Genomic DNA, 15,473 nt, shown 5'->3' with positions numbered 1-15,473 from the left:
CGGTTTAGCAAATAGTTTTAAGCGTGTTCCAAATCGTCGTCAATAAATTCTTCTTCAGATTGACGGAGTTTACTTTTAACAGAGCTAACAACTTTGTCTTTTAAATTACTCAGGTTATTGATCTCGTCTGCAGCCTTATCTTTTATAGAATCGCCCAGATCCTTTAACGACTGGCTCAATCTATCTCTTGTTTCACTACCCTTTTCCGGAGCAAACAATAAACCCAATGCGGCACCGGCAGCCAAACCTACCAACAATCCAACCAATACTTTTGAATTATCATTCATAACATTTAAATTTTTATGGTTAACGATATATTAATTATCCGGAACACCTTTATTATAACTCATCGTGCTCAGAAATTGTTTTAATTCTTTCCAATCTTTCAGAAGCCATAGCGCTTGTTTCGTATATTTTAATCAATAATATGAAATACGATAACAATAGCGGACCGAATACCAGTCCTAATATTCCGAATAAAGGCACACCAATAACTACGCCAATTACCGTAATGATGGGATGAATATTGCCAACTTTTTTTGCAATTATAAACCTCAGCACATTGTCAATGTTTATAATTACCACAAAACCAAATATGAGCATGGCCCAGCCTGCAAAATTATTGCCATTTGCTATTTGTATTAAAGCTGCAGGCACAAAAATTACAGGTGGTCCCAATAACGGGACAAAAGAGATAAAAGTAGTGATTACACCCCAGAATACAGGATCGGTATACCCGAGCACAAAAAAGCACAAGCTCAGCAACGAGCCCTGCACCATGGCAATAAACCCTTGTCCCAAAACATTTGCATAAGTTGTATTGCGCATTTCTTCAGCAAAACGTTGGGCATTCTGTGCCCTGAATGGCGCGTATTTGATCAATGCATTTTCAAAGCGCTCCCGGTCAACCAGCATAAAGTATAGCAAAAAGTACATGAGCAACAGGCCCAGCACGATGTTAAACGCTCCCGATATCAGTGAAGGAAACAGTTCAGTAGCCCAGGTACCTGCCTTTTTTAAACCCTCTTCAATCAGCCGCTGAACGTCATCGCCCACCGGGATCAGATGTTTCAACTTGAAAAGAAGGTTCTTAAAATAGATGGGGTCATTTTGCAGCTCAGCAATCTTATTGATCACCATCGCACTTAAGGTATAGAACGGGAGGATGATCACCACAACAGAAACAACAAGCAGCAAAAGGGCAGAAAAATTTTTATTGTAGCCCTTAACATCCACCATATAGATAAATGCAGGCCTTAAAATGGTAAACAAAACCAATGTACTCAGGATTGAACCAAAAATTCCCTGCAGGGAGTACGCAATCAAACAGCCCAATGCTATAATAATAACAAGGTTGATATTATTGCGCTGTTTATACGTAAATATCGACATAACTAATGACCAGCTATTTTTCCAGGTTTATGGCCCTCATTTTATTGTATAGTGTTTTACGGTCTATATTCAGGATTTTTGCAGCCTTGGTCTTATTAAAATTCACTTCCCTCAAAACCTTTAAAATGGCATCGTACTCCGCTTCTAAAGCTGCGTTTTTTAAATCCCTTGGCCGTTCATTGCGCGACATGGTATTTTCTATGGCATTTGCCCTGGCGTAAGTAGAAATTTCAAGTGGAAGGGCCTTTAGCTGAATTTCCTGATTCTCAGTAAGCAAGGTAGCCCTTCTGATCACATTTTTCAGTTCCCTTACATTACCTGGCCAGTTATAGGTCAGAAAACAATCTTCAACTTCCTGCGAAAAACCCTGTACACTCCTGCCCAGTTCCTGATTGGCCACTTCCAGAAAGGTATTGGCAAAAATCAGGATATCCCTTCCACGCTGGCTCAGCGGAGGAAGGTCGATAGAGAATTCATTAAAGCGATGGTACAGATCCTCCCTGAACTTCCCTTTTTGAATGGCATTGGCAAGGTTCTCGTTGGTCGCCACAATGATGCGGACATCCAGGTCAATTTCTTTAGTACTGCCAATACGTTTTATTTTGCGTTCCTGTACAGTCCTCAGTAAAGCCGCCTGTATGTCGTAAGAAAGGTTTCCAACCTCATCCAGAAACAGCGTACCGCCATTCGCCATTTCAAAATGGCCGATCTTGGTATATAAGGCTCCTGTAAAAGAACCTTTTTCATGTCCGAAAAACTCGCTTCCGGCAAGCTCCTTGGTCAGGGAACCGCAATCCATCGCCACAAATGGATTGTCTTTTCTCGGACTGTTTAAATGGATGGCCTTTGCCACAGATTCCTTACCTGTACCACTTTCTCCAGTCAAAATTACACTGTAAGAAGTTGGTGCCACCAATTGGATCTGTTTTAGCAAATGCCTCGAAGCATTGCTCTGGCCAGCAACAAAGTTATCCGTCTGGTTGTACAGCTGTTGTTTCTGGGCACGCTGTTTAGGCGCCTCAGAAACCTCTGGCAAGGCTGCATCATTCAGCGCCATCTGCGTTTCAATAGACTTATTGATCGTATTCAGGATCTCGTCCGGATAAAGGGGCTTGGTAATGTAATCGTAAGCGCCCAGCTTGATCAGTTCTACCGCAAGCTTAATATCAGAGTAGCCTGTGATGATGATCACTCCTGTTCTTGGATATTTCTCTTTTATTTTGATCAGCATTTCCTTGCCATCTGTATCTTCCAGACGATAATCGCATAAAACCAGATCATAATACTCTTTAGCCAGATATTCCATCGCCGAAACACCACTTGTAGCCGTCGACACACTAAAAGAATTTCGCGTTAAAAATTTAGATAATAGTATCCCAATATTTATTTCATCATCAACAATTAATATTTTTCTCATAGATATTTATTGAATAATACTGAGATAAATATAAGAGAGTTTTTTTGTTATGGGAAATATTCTCTACACTTTTTGCAAAGCAATTCCCCTCAAAAGCAAAAAGATGCGTTCAAAAAAATGTCAGGAGGACAAAAAAACGGGTCTAAACAGCTGTTAAGCGCCTATTTCCCGATAAACAGGGGTTTTCTCTTTTCTAAAAAAGCACCTGCCCCTTCCTTGAAATCCTGGGTGTTAAAACACTTTCCAAATTCTTCAATCTCCGTTTCAAAGCCGTTTACATCAAAAGTATGTGCGGCGTTGACAGCTTTTATTGCAGCAGCTATGGCCAGGGGAGCACGCAATTTAATTTTAGCAAAAATAGATGCTGCTTTGGCAATCAGTTCTGCCTGTGGAACTACATAATTTACCAGGCCAATTCTTTCTGCCTGTTCTGCAGAGATCATATCGGCAGTGGCAATCATTTCCAGGGCCCGCCCTTTCCCTACCAATTGGGTTAACCGCTGCGTTCCCCCATAACCCGGAATCAGGCCCAAAGAGGTCTCTGGTAAGCCCAATCTGGCATTTTCCGAAGCCACACGGATGTGACAGGCCATAGCCAGCTCCAGCCCCCCGCCCAGGGCAAAACCATTAATAGCAGCAACAACCGGCTTAGGGCATTTTTCTATCGCATCAAAAACATGCTCCTGCCCATTTCTGGCCAGCGCTTCTCCCTGCGCAGCATTGTAATCAGAAAACTCCGAAATATCAGCTCCGGCTACAAATGCCTTTTCTCCGGCACCGGTCAGCAAAACCCCTCTTATTTCATCATTTCCGGCTGCATATTCAATCACATGGGCCAGTTCGGCCAATGTTTCTTTATTTAAGGCATTTAACTTTTGCTCCCTGTTAATGGTGACATACAATACCTGTTCTTTTAATACGGATAAAATGTGCTGATAAGTCATGGTCTAAAAATTTCTGTTTTCGGTTACCCAGTTCCTGATATAGTTAACGATACTTTCCATAGTTGTTCCTGGGGCAAACAACTCCCCTACGCCAATCTCTTTAAGCTTTTTCATATCTCCCTCCGGAATAATTCCACCACCGGTAAGCAATACGTCTGTTACCTTTTTCTGCTTCATGAGCTCAACGATCTTTGGAAATACCGTCATGTGCGCGCCCGATAAAATCGAAATTCCTATGGCGTCAACATCTTCCTGTAATGCAGTGTTTACCACCATCTCTGGCGTTTGGCGCAAGCCGGTATAGATCACCTCCATGCCTGCATCCCTTAAGGAAGTTGCAATAACTTTTGCCCCCCTGTCATGACCGTCCAATCCAACCTTGGCCACTAAAACCCGGATAGGCCTGTTTAATGCATTGCTCATAATTTATGCTAATAAGTAGGTTGTAAATGTAAGTAAATTAGCGGTTTTATGTTAACTTTGACCACTAAAATTACAGTTTATATGAGTGAGGAAAGATCATTGAACTTTATTGAAGAGATCATTGAGAACGATTTAAATACCGGAAAATACGAAAAACTGATTACCCGTTTTCCACCGGAGCCTAATGGGTATTTACACATTGGCCACGCCAAAGCAATCTGCTTAAACTTTGGTTTAACCAAAAAATATGGCGGCTATACCAACCTTCGGTTCGACGATACGAACCCTGTTACCGAGAAAACAGAATATGTAAACAGTCAGCAGGCCGACATCCAGTGGCTTGGCTTCGAATGGAAAAACATTCATTATACTTCTGATTATTTTGATACCCTTTATGAATACGCAGTTAAACTGATCCATAAAGGCCTTGCTTATGTAGATGACAGTACAGCAGACGAAATTGCCCTGCTAAAAGGCACGCCCACAGAACCCGGCAAAGATAGTCCCTATCGCAGCCGCAGCATTGAAGAAAACCTGGAGCTGTTTACCCGCATGAAGAATGGCGAATTTCAGGATGGCGCCTGCACCTTAAGGGCTAAAATTGATATGGCCAGTCCGAATATGATTATGCGCGACCCGATCATTTACCGCATTAAACATGCTGCACATCACCGTACGGGAGACAAGTGGTGCATTTACCCGATGTACGATTTTGCACACGGACAAAGCGACAGCATCGAGCACATCACCCATTCTCTATGCTCCCTTGAGTACGTTTCGCACCGGGAACTGTACGATTGGTGCATAGAAAAACTGGAAATCTATCCTTCCAAACAATATGAATTTGCCCGCTTAAACCTTTCTTATACCGTAATGAGCAAGCGTAAACTGCTGCAACTGGTTAATGAAGGCGTGGTGAGCGGCTGGGATGACCCCCGCATGCCAACCATAAGTGGCTTAAAGCGCAGGGGTTATACCCCCGAAAGTATCCGTGAATTTTGCGAACGCATTGGTGTAGCCAAAAGGGAAAACCTGATTGAACTTGGCCTGCTGGAGTTTTGTATCAGGGAACACCTGAATAAAACGGCCACACGTGTTATGGCTGTTATGGATCCGATCAAACTGGTCATTACCAATTATCCGGAAGGTAAAAATGAAATCCTGATCGGCGAAAATAATCCTGAAGCTGAAGATAAAGGTGGCAACAGGGAAATCCCTTTCAGCAATGAACTTTGGATTGAACGGGAAGACTTCATGGAAGAACCCGCTAAAAAATGGTTCAGGCTAGCCCCGGGGGCAATGGTAAGACTGAAACACGCTTATATTGTAAAATGCGAAGATTTTGTAAAAGACGAAACCGGCAAGGTAACCGAAATACACTGTACCTATTTCCCTGAATCTAAAAGCGGGGAAGATACCAGTGGCATCAATGTAAAGGGAACCATCCACTGGGTAAGCACCAAACATGCAAAAAGCGCAGAGATCAGGATGTACGACCGCCTGTTCAGTGTGGAATCTCCTGACACTGAAGAAGGCGATTTTAAAGACTACCTGAACCCGAACAGCATTGAGGTAATCAAACGGGCCTATATAGAGCCCTACCTGAGCACCGCCAGTCAGGATGCCCGCTATCAGTTTATCAGAAAAGGTTATTACTGCCTCGATAAGGATTCTACAACAGCACACCTGGTGTTCAACCGTACGGTATCCTTAAAAGATGCCTGGGCAAAAGGAAACAAATAAAAAAAGCGCCTTAAAGGCGCTTTTTTTATTTACATGTATTTTTTATATACGTTAAACAGGATCAGCTTATCTGCCGGCGTAAGCACCTGGCTAATGTCTGTCTGCACAAAGTGGATCTTAAACGCTTCAATTGCAGCATTCAGGTTTTTTACATTATAACCTATAATCCTCAATGCAGCTACCGCATCAAAATCGTCAGGCGGCATCACCAGCACATCATCATACCAAAAGCCAAAACCTTCTGCCGCCATTCTTTTCCATGGAAAATTCCTCGGGTCGTTTTTACGTCCCGGCGCAATATCCGCATGGCCTATAAAATTTGCCGTAGGGATGCCGTATCTCTTTTTTAATGCCCGAAGTACCGTGATCAAACTTTTTATCTGTACTTCCGAATAAGGTTCTTTTCCATTATTGTCTATCTCTATCCCAATAGACGAAGAATTGAGGTCCATTTCATTTCCCCACCTGGACACGCCCGCATGGTTTGCCCTTAGGTAATCGTTTACCATCTGAAATACTTTTCCATCACGGCCAATTACATAATGAGAGCTTACCTGTGTCCGTGTAATGGTAAAGGTCTTTAAAGTTTGGGCCGAAGAATCCTGTGCGGTATGGTGCAGCACTACAAAATTTGGTTTACGGATGCCAAAATTAACGGAGCCTACCCAGGACAAAGGATTGGCCGGTAACGAATCTATGCCCTGGTTTAACGGCGGTGCCGCTTTTATGGTCTCGGCAAAGCCCGAAGCCTGTTTTTTGTACACCTTATTGGTAGCAGCATACTTGTTTGTTGAGCATGCCGTAAGTAAAAACAGCGGGATAAAGTAAAGGTAGTGGCGTTTAAAATGCAGTTGTATCATAATGGAAGTATATAGGATGTGAAATTACTATTTTTTACTAATTTCGTTGCCATCTATTAATGTATTAACAGCACAAGGAAATCAGCCCATGAAGATAAGTAAAATAACAATGATCATTGCCGCATGTACCATGCTTACCGGCATTGCCGCTTGTACCAATTCGCAGAAAAAAAGCAATAACGAAACTAAAAATAACAGTTCAGGCAACGATAGCCTTCAGCGCTATGTAAATGAGCGCCTGGGCATTTATGAAACGGTTAAACTGACCACCAACCTGAACGATTTAACGGTTAATGAACGCAAAATACTGCCCCTGCTCATCCAGGCAGCTAAAATTATGGACGAATTGTTCTGGAAACAGGCATACCCTCAGCGCGACAGCTTGTTAAGCACCATTAAAGACGAAAAAACAAAGGCCTTCGTAGAAATAAATTATGGCCCCTGGGACAGGCTGAACGGCGACAAACCTTTTATAGCTGGCATAGGCCCCAAGCCGGCCGCAGCTAATTTTTATCCTGCAGGGATGACCAAAGAAGAACTGGAAAAATCTGATGTAAAAGACAAATTCGGACTATATTCAGTTATTCAAAGAGACACGGCCGGAAAACTGACCGCCGTTCCCTATCACATCCTTTATGCGGCTGAACTGCAAAAAGCATCCAACCTGCTTAAACAGGCCGCACTGCTTGCCGAAGATGCGGGCTTTAAAAAATACCTGAACCTTCGTGCCGATGCATTGGTTACTGATGTTTACGCCCCAAGTGATTATGCCTGGCTGGACATGAAAACCAATACGCTTGACATCATTATTGGCCCTATAGAGAACTATGAGGACAAGCTTTTCAATGCAAGGGCCGCTTATGAATCGTATGTGCTGGTTAAAGATAAGGTATGGAGCAAACGGCTTGCGAAATACGTTAGCATGCTGCCGGATCTGCAAAAAGGCCTTCCGGTTGAAGCTAAGTATAAAACTGAAAAGCCAGGTACAGATTCTGAACTGAATGCCTATGATGTACTTTATTATGCCGGAGATTGTAATGCAGGATCCAAAACCATAGCAGTTAACCTGCCCAACGATGAAGTCATACAGCAAAAGAAAGGAACCAGGCGTTCGCAGCTAAAAAATGCGATGAAAGCCAAATTTGACAAGATCCTCGTTCCAATTGCAAAAGAGCTTATTGACAAAGAACAACAACAGTATGTCAATTTTGATGCTTTTTTTGCCAATGTGATGTTCCATGAGGTGGCACACGGACTGGGTATCAAGAAAACGGTTACCGGAAAAGGCTTTGTGAAAGAAGCACTGCAGGAACAATATTCATGGCTGGAAGAAGGAAAAGCAGATGTACTGGGTCTGTATATGGTTACCGGATTACTTAAAAAAGCTGAACTGCAGGGCGACATTAAAGCATTTTATACCACCTACATGGCAGGAATTTTACGTTCTGTAAGGTTTGGGGCTGCCAGCGCACATGGCAAGGCCAATATGCAGTGTTTCAACTTCTTTAAGGAAAATGGAGCCTTTATCAGGAACAGTGATGGCACCTACAAAGTCGATTTCAGCAAATTTGAAGGTGCAATGAACAAGCTGAGCCGGATGATCATTATGCTGCAGGGTAATGGAGATAAGGCCACTGTAGAAAGCACCCAGAAAAAGATGGCCGTAATTTCACCTGAATTACAGGGAGATCTGGATAAATTAACCAAAAGAGGAATTCCTGTTGATATTATTTTTGAACAGGGGGTCGATGTTTTAGGCGTTAAATAACCTACATGGCTAAATGCTTGCTGATGATATCTTCCAGCTCTTCTATATCGAAGGGCTTGGACAGGTAACCGTCGGCACCAGCCTGATCTGCGAGCGATTTGACATCATTGTTGGCCGAAAAATAGATCACAGGGATGTTTTTTAACAAGTCATGCGATTTTAATTCCCGTGTCGCATCAATGCCTCCCACATCAGGAAGCCAGTTGTCCATAAAAATGATATCAGGTGTATAGGCCATAACCTGGTCTATGATATGATTAGAGGTAGAGGAAGTTTTAATGTCATACCCGGCATCCTGTAAAATAATGGTACACAGCTCTAAAATGTCTGTATTGTCGTCAAACACGAATACTTTTTTATTCCTTGCCATTTATAATCTTAAGATTAGGGTAGCAAATTTATGAAATCTCCTATAGCTTCAATACTTAATTCATAATCTATTTGCACATTTAGCTTTGCCTGTGCCGGCATATAGGCAACCTGCGCGGTCTCCGGATCCTGTATTACAGTTGTTCCACCCCAGATTTTCACGCTTTTCAGCCCACTTACCCCGTCGGCATTAGAGCCCGAAAGCAACAGGCAAACCAGCTGCGACCGGTATACCTCTGCCGCCGTCTGGAAGGTCGCATCAATTGCAGGGCGCGAATAATTTATTTTCTCAGAATAATCCAGGGAAAAGGTCTGGTCCTGCTCAATCAGCAAATGGTAGTCTGAAGGTGCAATGTAAATGGTACCCGCCAATATGGCCTCTTTTTCATCCACTTCCTTAACCCTCATTTCAGTCCGTGTCGACAATAAAACAGGCAGTAAAGAATCTGTTCCATGTTTTCTGTGCACCACAATAATGATCGGGAAGCTAATGTCCGGCCTTACTACCGGCAATACTTTTAGCAATACATCTAAGCTACCGGCAGAACCGCCTATGATAAGTGCCTTACATTTTTCCATCAGCCTATCTTCCTCCATATCTTTTCTCCGGGTAACCGCTTATACCGCTTGGCAATCCTCGAAAAATCAACCGTTTCCTTACTGCCCAGGGCCAGATAACCCAGACCTTCCAAACTATTGTCAAAAAGATCAAGCACATTGTGCTGCAGGTCACGGTCAAAATAGATCAGCACATTTCTGCATAAAATCAGCTGGAACTCATTAAAAGAATGGTCGGACACCAGGTTATGGGTCGAAAATATAATCTTGCTTTTCAGGTCCTCATTAAACTTTGCCAGCGAATAGCTGGCCGTATAATAGCTCGAAAAATCTTTTAGCCCCCCTGAAAGGATATAATTTTCAGAGTACTGCTTCATCTGGCTCATGGCAAACATGCTTTGGGCCGCTTTTTCCAGCACAGCGGGGTTCAGATCGGTTGCATAGATCAAAGATTTATGCAACAAATTCAATTCTTTTAAAAGGATAGAAATAGAATAGGCTTCTTCTCCGGTTGAACAGCCTGCCAGCCAGATACGAATAAAGGGATAGGTGCCCAGCTTGGGCAGCACTTCCTCCCTTAATGTTCTAAAAAAAGAGGGGTCCCTGAACATTTCGGTCACATTTACGGTAATCTGCTCTACAAACCGCTTAAAATAAGCCTGATCATCCGAAATCCTGTACCTGAACTCGGCAAAGCTCAAGGCTTTATCCAAAGTGTACAACCTGGAAATCCTTCTTTTTAGCGAAGCCCGTGAATAACCCGTGAAATCATAGCCATATTGTTCCAGCAGATCGGAAAGCAGGATCTCTACATGTTCGTCTTGAATTACGGGGACCTCCAGCATCTGTTCCGTTAAATATAATCGTTTAACAAGCGGGTTAATTCATCAACATTTATCGGCTTGGAAATATAACCCACAGCTCCTGCATTTAAGCACCTTTCCCTATCACCCATCATTGCCTGGGCCGTAACCGCAATCACGGGGATATCCTTTAATGAAGGATCCTTACTCATCCTGTGCATCGCTTCATAACCATCCATTCCCGGCATCATCATGTCCATCAGTACTACAGTAATGTCTTTATCCTGTTCCAGTATGTCAAGTCCTTCCTGCCCGCCTATAGCAGACATACATTTATAACCTTTAGCTTTCAATACTGCCGTTAAGGCAAAGATATTCCTGCTGTCATCATCTACTATCAATATTTTATTAACTGCCATATATTTTAAAACATGGTTACTAAATTACACCCTATCGTAAAGCCACACCCTTAGCAATGAGATCAGCTGATCAATGTCAACCGGTTTGGAAATATAATCTGAAGCTCCGGCAGCAATACATTTCTCCCTGTCGCCCATCATTGCTTTTGCTGTAACAGCCAAAACAGGCAATTGTTTGTATGCTGCAATCTTTCTGATTTCCTTTGTAGTCTCATATCCGTCCATTTCAGGCATCATCATATCCATCAGCACAATATCCACCAAAGGGTTGTCTTTAAGCGTTTGCAGTGCCTCTTTACCGTCTGTCGCAGCCAGTACTTTCATTTTATGCTGTTCCAGCGCTTTGGTAAGGGAAAAGATATTGCGCACATCGTCATCGGCAATCAACACGGTTTTATGGTGCAGTACTTCATATAAACCGCCAAGCTTCTCAGATGGCGTTTTTTTCTGTTTCCCATCACCTTCTTTCTCTTCTACCAGGTGAAGAAACAAGGCCGCCTCATCCAGGATACGCTGATAAGAATGTGCTGTTTTTACAACAATAGAATCTGCATATTGCTTGATGCGGCTTTCCTCTCCTTTCGAAAGGTTTTTACCGGTAAAAATAATAATGGGCAGGTTTTCCAGCCCCTTGCTTTTCTTTATGGTATCCAGGGTTTCATAAGCACTCTTGTCAGGAATACCCATATCCAGGATCACACAGTCTACTTCCTGTTTGTTTAATGCGCCAATGCTTTGTGTTACATTGTCTGCTACCTCTGTCTGAATGTTGTAATTGCTCAGGAAATAACTCAAAGCCTCTGCATGCTGCTTATTTTCCTCAACGATCAGCACCTTTTTAGGATGGCGGCTCAAGGCCAGCTCCAGCTTTTGAAAAATCTGCTGCATCTGTTCCAGAGCAACAGGTTTATTGATAAAATCGACAGCCCCCTTCAACAAACTCTCTTTTTTTACTTCCAGGGAAGACATGATGTGAACAGGTATTGGCCTTGTCAAAGGGTTAGATTTCAATTCCTCCATCACCTGCCAGCCATCCTTTACAGGAAGTTGTATATCCAGCAGTATAGCCAATGGCCGGTAATGATTGGCCAGCTCTATTCCTGCATCTCCCCGGACCGCAACGATACCTTTATAATTCCGCTTACGCGTAAAGCGCAGCAGTGTTTTTGCAAAATTAGTGTCGTCTTCAATAATCAGGATTACCCTGTCATCCGGCTTAATGTCGTTCCGGTCATCCTCAATCTCCTGCGGAATATGATCTACAGTAAACCGCTCTGCTGCAACAAGTTCTCCTCGGTCTATATAAAGGGGCGAGGCTATAACATCCTGCCCTGTCTCAACCTGCACAATTGTCTTCCGGTCTACCGGTAAAGCAAGGGTAAACTCACTGCCTACATTTTCCTTGCTTGTCAGCTCTATCTCGCCCCCCAAAAGCTTGGATAGCTCCCTGCTGATGGACAGGCCCAGACCAGTTCCGCCAAATTTACGGCGCGTTGATCCATCCGCCTGCTGAAAAGCCTCAAAGATCAGTCCCTGTTTATCCAGCGGAATACCAATACCGGTATCTGTCACTTTAAATAAAATGGCCTTACCAGCATCGTCCTGCTTCACTGTTAAAGCAACTTTTCCTGTTGAGGTGAACTTAATCGCATTGGATAGCAGGTTTTTTAAAATCTGCTCCAGCCTCATCCTGTCCGTATTGATCCCTGAAATATCACTTTCAACATCAATCACCAGATCCAGGTTTTTATTTTTTGCAAGCGGACTAAACAGCGAACGCATATCTGTTGCCACCTCTGTAATATTGACATCAGTAAATTCCAGCTTCATTTTACCCGCCTCAATTTTAGACAGGTCAAGGATTTCATCAATCAGGCCCAGAAGTCCCTGTCCGGAGCTTTGTATCACCTCCGCATATTCAATATATTCCTTATCCAGTTCCTTGTTTTCAGACATCAGCTTCGACAGCAACAGGATGGAATTTAATGGCGTGCGGAGCTCGTGCGACATATTGGCCAGGAATTCCGACTTGTACTTGGTACTCTGTTCCAGCTGTTCGGCCTTGTGCTGTATATCCAGGTTCCGCTCCTGTATCAGCTGGTTCTTTTCTTCCAGTAAACTTGTTCGCTCTTCCAGTTCCTGGTTGCTTTGTAAAAGTTCCTCCTGCTGTACCCTTAATTCTTCTTCCGAAGTCTGGATCCTTTGGGTTTGTGCTTCCAGTTCCGCATTCAGGCCTTCCAGCTCTCTATGCTGCGCCTGTAATTCTTCGGCCTGTGCCTGTGTTTCCTCCAAAAACTCCTGCAACTTCTTACGGTTCTGGGAAACATGGATGGCAATACCAATATTGGTTGAAATGCTGTTTAAAAAGTCGAGCTGCAAAGGGGTATAACTTTGTAAAGCGCCAAACTCCATTGCCCCAACAACCACCCCATCTCTAAAAACCGGAACAGCAACCACATTGCGTGGCTTGGTATGGCCGGTCGCATAGCTGATCGTCAGCCCATCTTCAGCAATATCGTTGATTAAGATTTGCCTGCCCGATTGTGCAACCTGTCCGATTAAACCCTCACCCAGGCTCAGACTTTTCTTTTTCTGGTCTTCCATCAGTGCATATCCCCCGGTAAGATATAGCCTTTCATCCTCTTCAAGCAGATAAAATGCCCCTACCTGACTATGGGTAAGCCCCGCAATACTTTCCAGAATATCGTGAGTAAGCTCTTTTACGCTTTTTTCTCCCACCATTTTATCATTCAGGGTAGCGATCCCCGATTGTAACCACTCTTTATCTGCCAGCAAAGAAAAAGAGTACTGCAAAGACTCAGCCATGGCATTTAATGATCCGGCCAGACTGCCCAGCCCATCTTTTTCCTCCTCATCAAGCCTGATCCGGTAATCACCGCTCGAGATCTGAGCCGCAATGCCTTGTATCACCTCTATCCTGTTGTCTATTTCATCATTTTTATCCTGTAGCTCCTGCTGCAACCTTGTCCGGGTATTAAAATCAGCCGAAACTTTCCGGTAAAAAAAGAAAGTAATCAGAATAGCTAAAAAAGCGGCCAGCACAATCAATGAAGGCGTATAACCTGCCAGCTTGTTCAAATCGGCAGTCCTGAGCTCCAGCAATCTTTTCTCTTCGGCCTGCATTACCCTGATGAGATCGCGGGCCGAATCCATATAGGTCTTACCATTGATCAGCTCCCCAACACTTACATTTCCACCCCTGCTTTTTATCGCCACTGTTTTTTTTAATATCTGCAACCTGCCTGTAATCACCTCCCGCAATTTTTTTACGTTCCTTTGCTGAACCGGATTGTCTTTGGTTTCAGCAGCTACCTCATCCAGCAAAGCAATTGCTTGCTGTTCGGCTCCGTTATAGGGCTCCAGAAAGTCTTTATCTCCTGTAAGCAGGTAGCCCCGCTGCCCGGTTTCTGCATCTTTCAATACCGAGATCACCCCATCCAGATTGGTCATCACATCATTGCTGTGCTGCACAAGGTCGGCACTGCCGATCAGGTTCTTTATACTTAAATAAGAAGCCAGGGAAGTGATAAACAGGATCAGCAGGGATAGCCCCAAACCGATCCTCAGATTATTTTTAATCGTTCTTTTACTCATAAAATTCCTTTTTAATCTGCTTCAGGAACAGCATTTAACGGCAGGGTAAAATAAAACTCCGATCCCTCTCCGGGCTTGCTCTTCACCCCTACCTCTCCTCCATGCCTGTTAATAATTTCGGCCGAAATATATAAGCCTATACCCAGCCCCTGAAAATGAATTGCTGTTTCTTCTACCCTATAAAATTTCTCAAATACATTTTTTTGTAGTTCAGGTGCTATACCTATCCCAAAATCACGGACACCAAGGTACAATTGGCCTTCTCCCACCTTCACATTAACTTCTATCTCATTTGTTCCCGGCGAATATTTTATGGCATTGGTTAAAAAATTAACAATTACCTGTTCAATGCGCATTTCATCTGCATAAATTTCTTGTGGGGCATTCCCCTTTCTGACGATGTTGAAGGTCGGGTTCGCCTGATGAATCACTTCCAATACCCCGTCAAGCAAGGCATCAAGTACAAAATACTTTTTGTTGAACTTTAATTTTCCGCTTTCTATTTTTGAAATGTCCAGCAAATCTGCAATCAGCTCATTTAACTTTTCCAGCTGTACCTGCGCCTTGGCCAGGTGTTTTTTTACCGTAGGGATATCTCCCTTATCTACGCTCCTGCCCAGCAACTGCACATAACCTTTAACACTGGTAAGCGGGGTTTTTAATTCGTGGCTCGCAATGCTGATAAATTCATCCTTTTTCCTTTCTGCCATTTTTCTGAACTCAATTTCATCCAGCAAGGCTTTTTGTATTTCTATCAGTTTCCGGCTCTGTTCATAAATCCGGTAAAATGTTTTCACTTTTAACAGTAAAACCCCCATATCTACAGGCTTGGTAATGTAATCCAGTCCACCTGATGAATAGCCCTTGGTAATAAATTTAAGCTCTGTATTTGCTGCAGATAAAAAGATGATCGCTGTTTCTTTCGCCTTGCTATAGCCAGAAATTGCTTCTGCTACCTCAAAGCCATCCATTCCGGGCATCTGAACATCCAGAATGATCAGTACATATTCATTTTTAAGTACTTTTTTTAAGGCTTCTTCGCCTGATGATGCAGTATCAACTTCAAAGTTATGTCTCTCCAGAACCTTCTTTAATGAAATCAGGTTCTCGGGGGTATCATCTACTATTAATATCATTATTAAAAATAAATAAGGCTTTTAGC

The 15,473-nt window shown here is 43.1% G+C and carries 14 protein-coding genes; 2 read left to right on the top strand and 12 right to left on the bottom strand.

What is annotated here, in order from left to right:
- Nucleotides 1-17 precede the first annotated feature (17 nt).
- The 5 genes from HDC92_RS04230 to HDC92_RS04210 all read right to left on the bottom strand — a co-directional run bounded on the left by HDC92_RS04230 (nucleotide 18) and on the right by HDC92_RS04210 (nucleotide 4,176).
- Entirely contained in the window at nucleotides 18-287 is a 270-nt protein-coding gene (locus tag HDC92_RS04230; RefSeq protein WP_015810034.1) for a YtxH domain-containing protein, read from the bottom strand.
- 52 nt (nucleotides 288-339) lie between these two features.
- Complete coding sequence (locus HDC92_RS04225) at nucleotides 340-1,392, bottom strand: AI-2E family transporter (protein ID WP_183872546.1); 1,053 nt, start codon at nucleotides 1,390-1,392, stop codon at nucleotides 340-342.
- A gap of 13 nt (nucleotides 1,393-1,405) precedes the next feature.
- Nucleotides 1,406-2,809 carry a sigma-54-dependent transcriptional regulator gene (locus HDC92_RS04220; RefSeq protein WP_015810036.1) on the bottom strand — a complete coding sequence of 468 codons (1,404 nt, stop codon included), beginning with the start codon at nucleotides 2,807-2,809 and terminating at the stop codon, nucleotides 1,406-1,408.
- Nucleotides 2,810-2,970: 161 nt separating this feature from the next.
- On the bottom strand, nucleotides 2,971-3,753 hold the full coding sequence (locus HDC92_RS04215; RefSeq protein ID WP_183872544.1) for an enoyl-CoA hydratase/isomerase family protein: 783 nt from the start codon (nucleotides 3,751-3,753) through the stop codon (nucleotides 2,971-2,973).
- A 3-nt stretch (nucleotides 3,754-3,756) separates the two neighbouring features.
- Nucleotides 3,757-4,176, bottom strand: coding sequence for a cobalamin B12-binding domain-containing protein (locus HDC92_RS04210; protein WP_015810038.1), 420 nt, complete (start codon nucleotides 4,174-4,176; stop codon nucleotides 3,757-3,759).
- A gap of 81 nt (nucleotides 4,177-4,257) precedes the next feature.
- Here HDC92_RS04210 and HDC92_RS04205 point away from each other — a divergent pair, with 81 nt between their 5' ends.
- Nucleotides 4,258-5,919, top strand: coding sequence for a glutamine--tRNA ligase/YqeY domain fusion protein (locus tag HDC92_RS04205; protein ID WP_036675009.1), 1,662 nt, complete (start codon nucleotides 4,258-4,260; stop codon nucleotides 5,917-5,919).
- Between the two features lie 29 nt (nucleotides 5,920-5,948).
- On the opposite strand, the gene HDC92_RS04200 is transcribed toward HDC92_RS04205, so the two are convergent.
- Nucleotides 5,949-6,779, bottom strand: coding sequence for an N-acetylmuramoyl-L-alanine amidase (locus HDC92_RS04200; protein WP_183872542.1), 831 nt, complete (start codon nucleotides 6,777-6,779; stop codon nucleotides 5,949-5,951).
- An 88-nt stretch (nucleotides 6,780-6,867) separates the two neighbouring features.
- On the opposite strand from HDC92_RS04200, the gene HDC92_RS04195 reads away from it, so the two are divergent.
- The gene (locus HDC92_RS04195) at nucleotides 6,868-8,547 is read left to right on the top strand and encodes a dipeptidyl-peptidase 3 family protein (RefSeq protein WP_183872540.1); all 1,680 of its coding nucleotides are present in this window, start codon (nucleotides 6,868-6,870) and stop codon (nucleotides 8,545-8,547) included.
- Nucleotide 8,548: 1 nt separating this feature from the next.
- Here the strand turns inward: HDC92_RS04195 and HDC92_RS04190 are convergent, their stop codons facing one another.
- Genes HDC92_RS04190 through HDC92_RS04165 form a run of 6 tightly spaced genes read right to left on the bottom strand, consistent with a single transcriptional unit; the run spans nucleotide 8,549 to nucleotide 15,447 of the window.
- Nucleotides 8,549-8,917: a response regulator gene (locus HDC92_RS04190; protein WP_183872538.1), complete on the bottom strand. Its 369-nt coding sequence runs from the start codon at nucleotides 8,915-8,917 to the stop codon at nucleotides 8,549-8,551.
- 14 nt (nucleotides 8,918-8,931) lie between these two features.
- Nucleotides 8,932-9,513: a chemotaxis protein CheB gene (locus tag HDC92_RS04185; protein WP_183872536.1), complete on the bottom strand. Its 582-nt coding sequence runs from the start codon at nucleotides 9,511-9,513 to the stop codon at nucleotides 8,932-8,934.
- The gene (locus HDC92_RS04180) at nucleotides 9,495-10,319 is read right to left on the bottom strand and encodes a CheR family methyltransferase (RefSeq protein WP_015810044.1); all 825 of its coding nucleotides are present in this window, start codon (nucleotides 10,317-10,319) and stop codon (nucleotides 9,495-9,497) included. The genes HDC92_RS04185 and HDC92_RS04180 overlap by 19 nt, the downstream gene beginning before the upstream one ends.
- A gap of 8 nt (nucleotides 10,320-10,327) precedes the next feature.
- On the bottom strand, nucleotides 10,328-10,696 hold the full coding sequence (locus HDC92_RS04175; RefSeq protein ID WP_015810045.1) for a two-component system response regulator: 369 nt from the start codon (nucleotides 10,694-10,696) through the stop codon (nucleotides 10,328-10,330).
- 24 nt (nucleotides 10,697-10,720) lie between these two features.
- Nucleotides 10,721-14,311: a response regulator gene (locus HDC92_RS04170; protein ID WP_183872535.1), complete on the bottom strand. Its 3,591-nt coding sequence runs from the start codon at nucleotides 14,309-14,311 to the stop codon at nucleotides 10,721-10,723.
- 11 nt (nucleotides 14,312-14,322) lie between these two features.
- Nucleotides 14,323-15,447 (bottom strand): hybrid sensor histidine kinase/response regulator, encoded by a 1,125-nt coding sequence (locus tag HDC92_RS04165; RefSeq protein ID WP_183872533.1) that lies wholly within the window; start codon nucleotides 15,445-15,447, stop codon nucleotides 14,323-14,325.
- Nucleotides 15,448-15,473: the final 26 nt, after the last annotated feature.

Origin of the sequence: Pedobacter sp. AK017, assembly GCF_014200825.1 — a bacterium.
GTDB classification, from domain to species: domain Bacteria; phylum Bacteroidota; class Bacteroidia; order Sphingobacteriales; family Sphingobacteriaceae; genus Pedobacter; species Pedobacter heparinus.
This window is presented reverse-complemented; position numbering and strand designations above follow the sequence as displayed.

Coding starts and splice junctions, on each gene's coding strand:
- HDC92_RS04185 (WP_183872536.1), bottom strand. CDS start 9,513: ATGGAGGAAGATAGGCTGATGGAAAAATGTAAGGCACTTATCATAGGC.
- HDC92_RS04210 (WP_015810038.1), bottom strand. CDS start 4,176: ATGAGCAATGCATTAAACAGGCCTATCCGGGTTTTAGTGGCCAAGGTT.
- HDC92_RS04175 (WP_015810045.1), bottom strand. CDS start 10,696: ATGGCAGTTAATAAAATATTGATAGTAGATGATGACAGCAGGAATATC.
- HDC92_RS04205 (WP_036675009.1), top strand. CDS start 4,258: ATGAGTGAGGAAAGATCATTGAACTTTATTGAAGAGATCATTGAGAAC.
- HDC92_RS04225 (WP_183872546.1), bottom strand. CDS start 1,392: ATGTCGATATTTACGTATAAACAGCGCAATAATATCAACCTTGTTATT.
- HDC92_RS04215 (WP_183872544.1), bottom strand. CDS start 3,753: ATGACTTATCAGCACATTTTATCCGTATTAAAAGAACAGGTATTGTAT.
- HDC92_RS04170 (WP_183872535.1), bottom strand. CDS start 14,311: ATGAGTAAAAGAACGATTAAAAATAATCTGAGGATCGGTTTGGGGCTA.
- HDC92_RS04165 (WP_183872533.1), bottom strand. CDS start 15,447: ATGATATTAATAGTAGATGATACCCCCGAGAACCTGATTTCATTAAAG.
- HDC92_RS04180 (WP_015810044.1), bottom strand. CDS start 10,319: ATGCTGGAGGTCCCCGTAATTCAAGACGAACATGTAGAGATCCTGCTT.
- HDC92_RS04190 (WP_183872538.1), bottom strand. CDS start 8,917: ATGGCAAGGAATAAAAAAGTATTCGTGTTTGACGACAATACAGACATT.
- HDC92_RS04200 (WP_183872542.1), bottom strand. CDS start 6,779: ATGATACAACTGCATTTTAAACGCCACTACCTTTACTTTATCCCGCTG.
- HDC92_RS04195 (WP_183872540.1), top strand. CDS start 6,868: ATGAAGATAAGTAAAATAACAATGATCATTGCCGCATGTACCATGCTT.
- HDC92_RS04220 (WP_015810036.1), bottom strand. CDS start 2,809: ATGAGAAAAATATTAATTGTTGATGATGAAATAAATATTGGGATACTA.
- HDC92_RS04230 (WP_015810034.1), bottom strand. CDS start 287: ATGAATGATAATTCAAAAGTATTGGTTGGATTGTTGGTAGGTTTGGCT.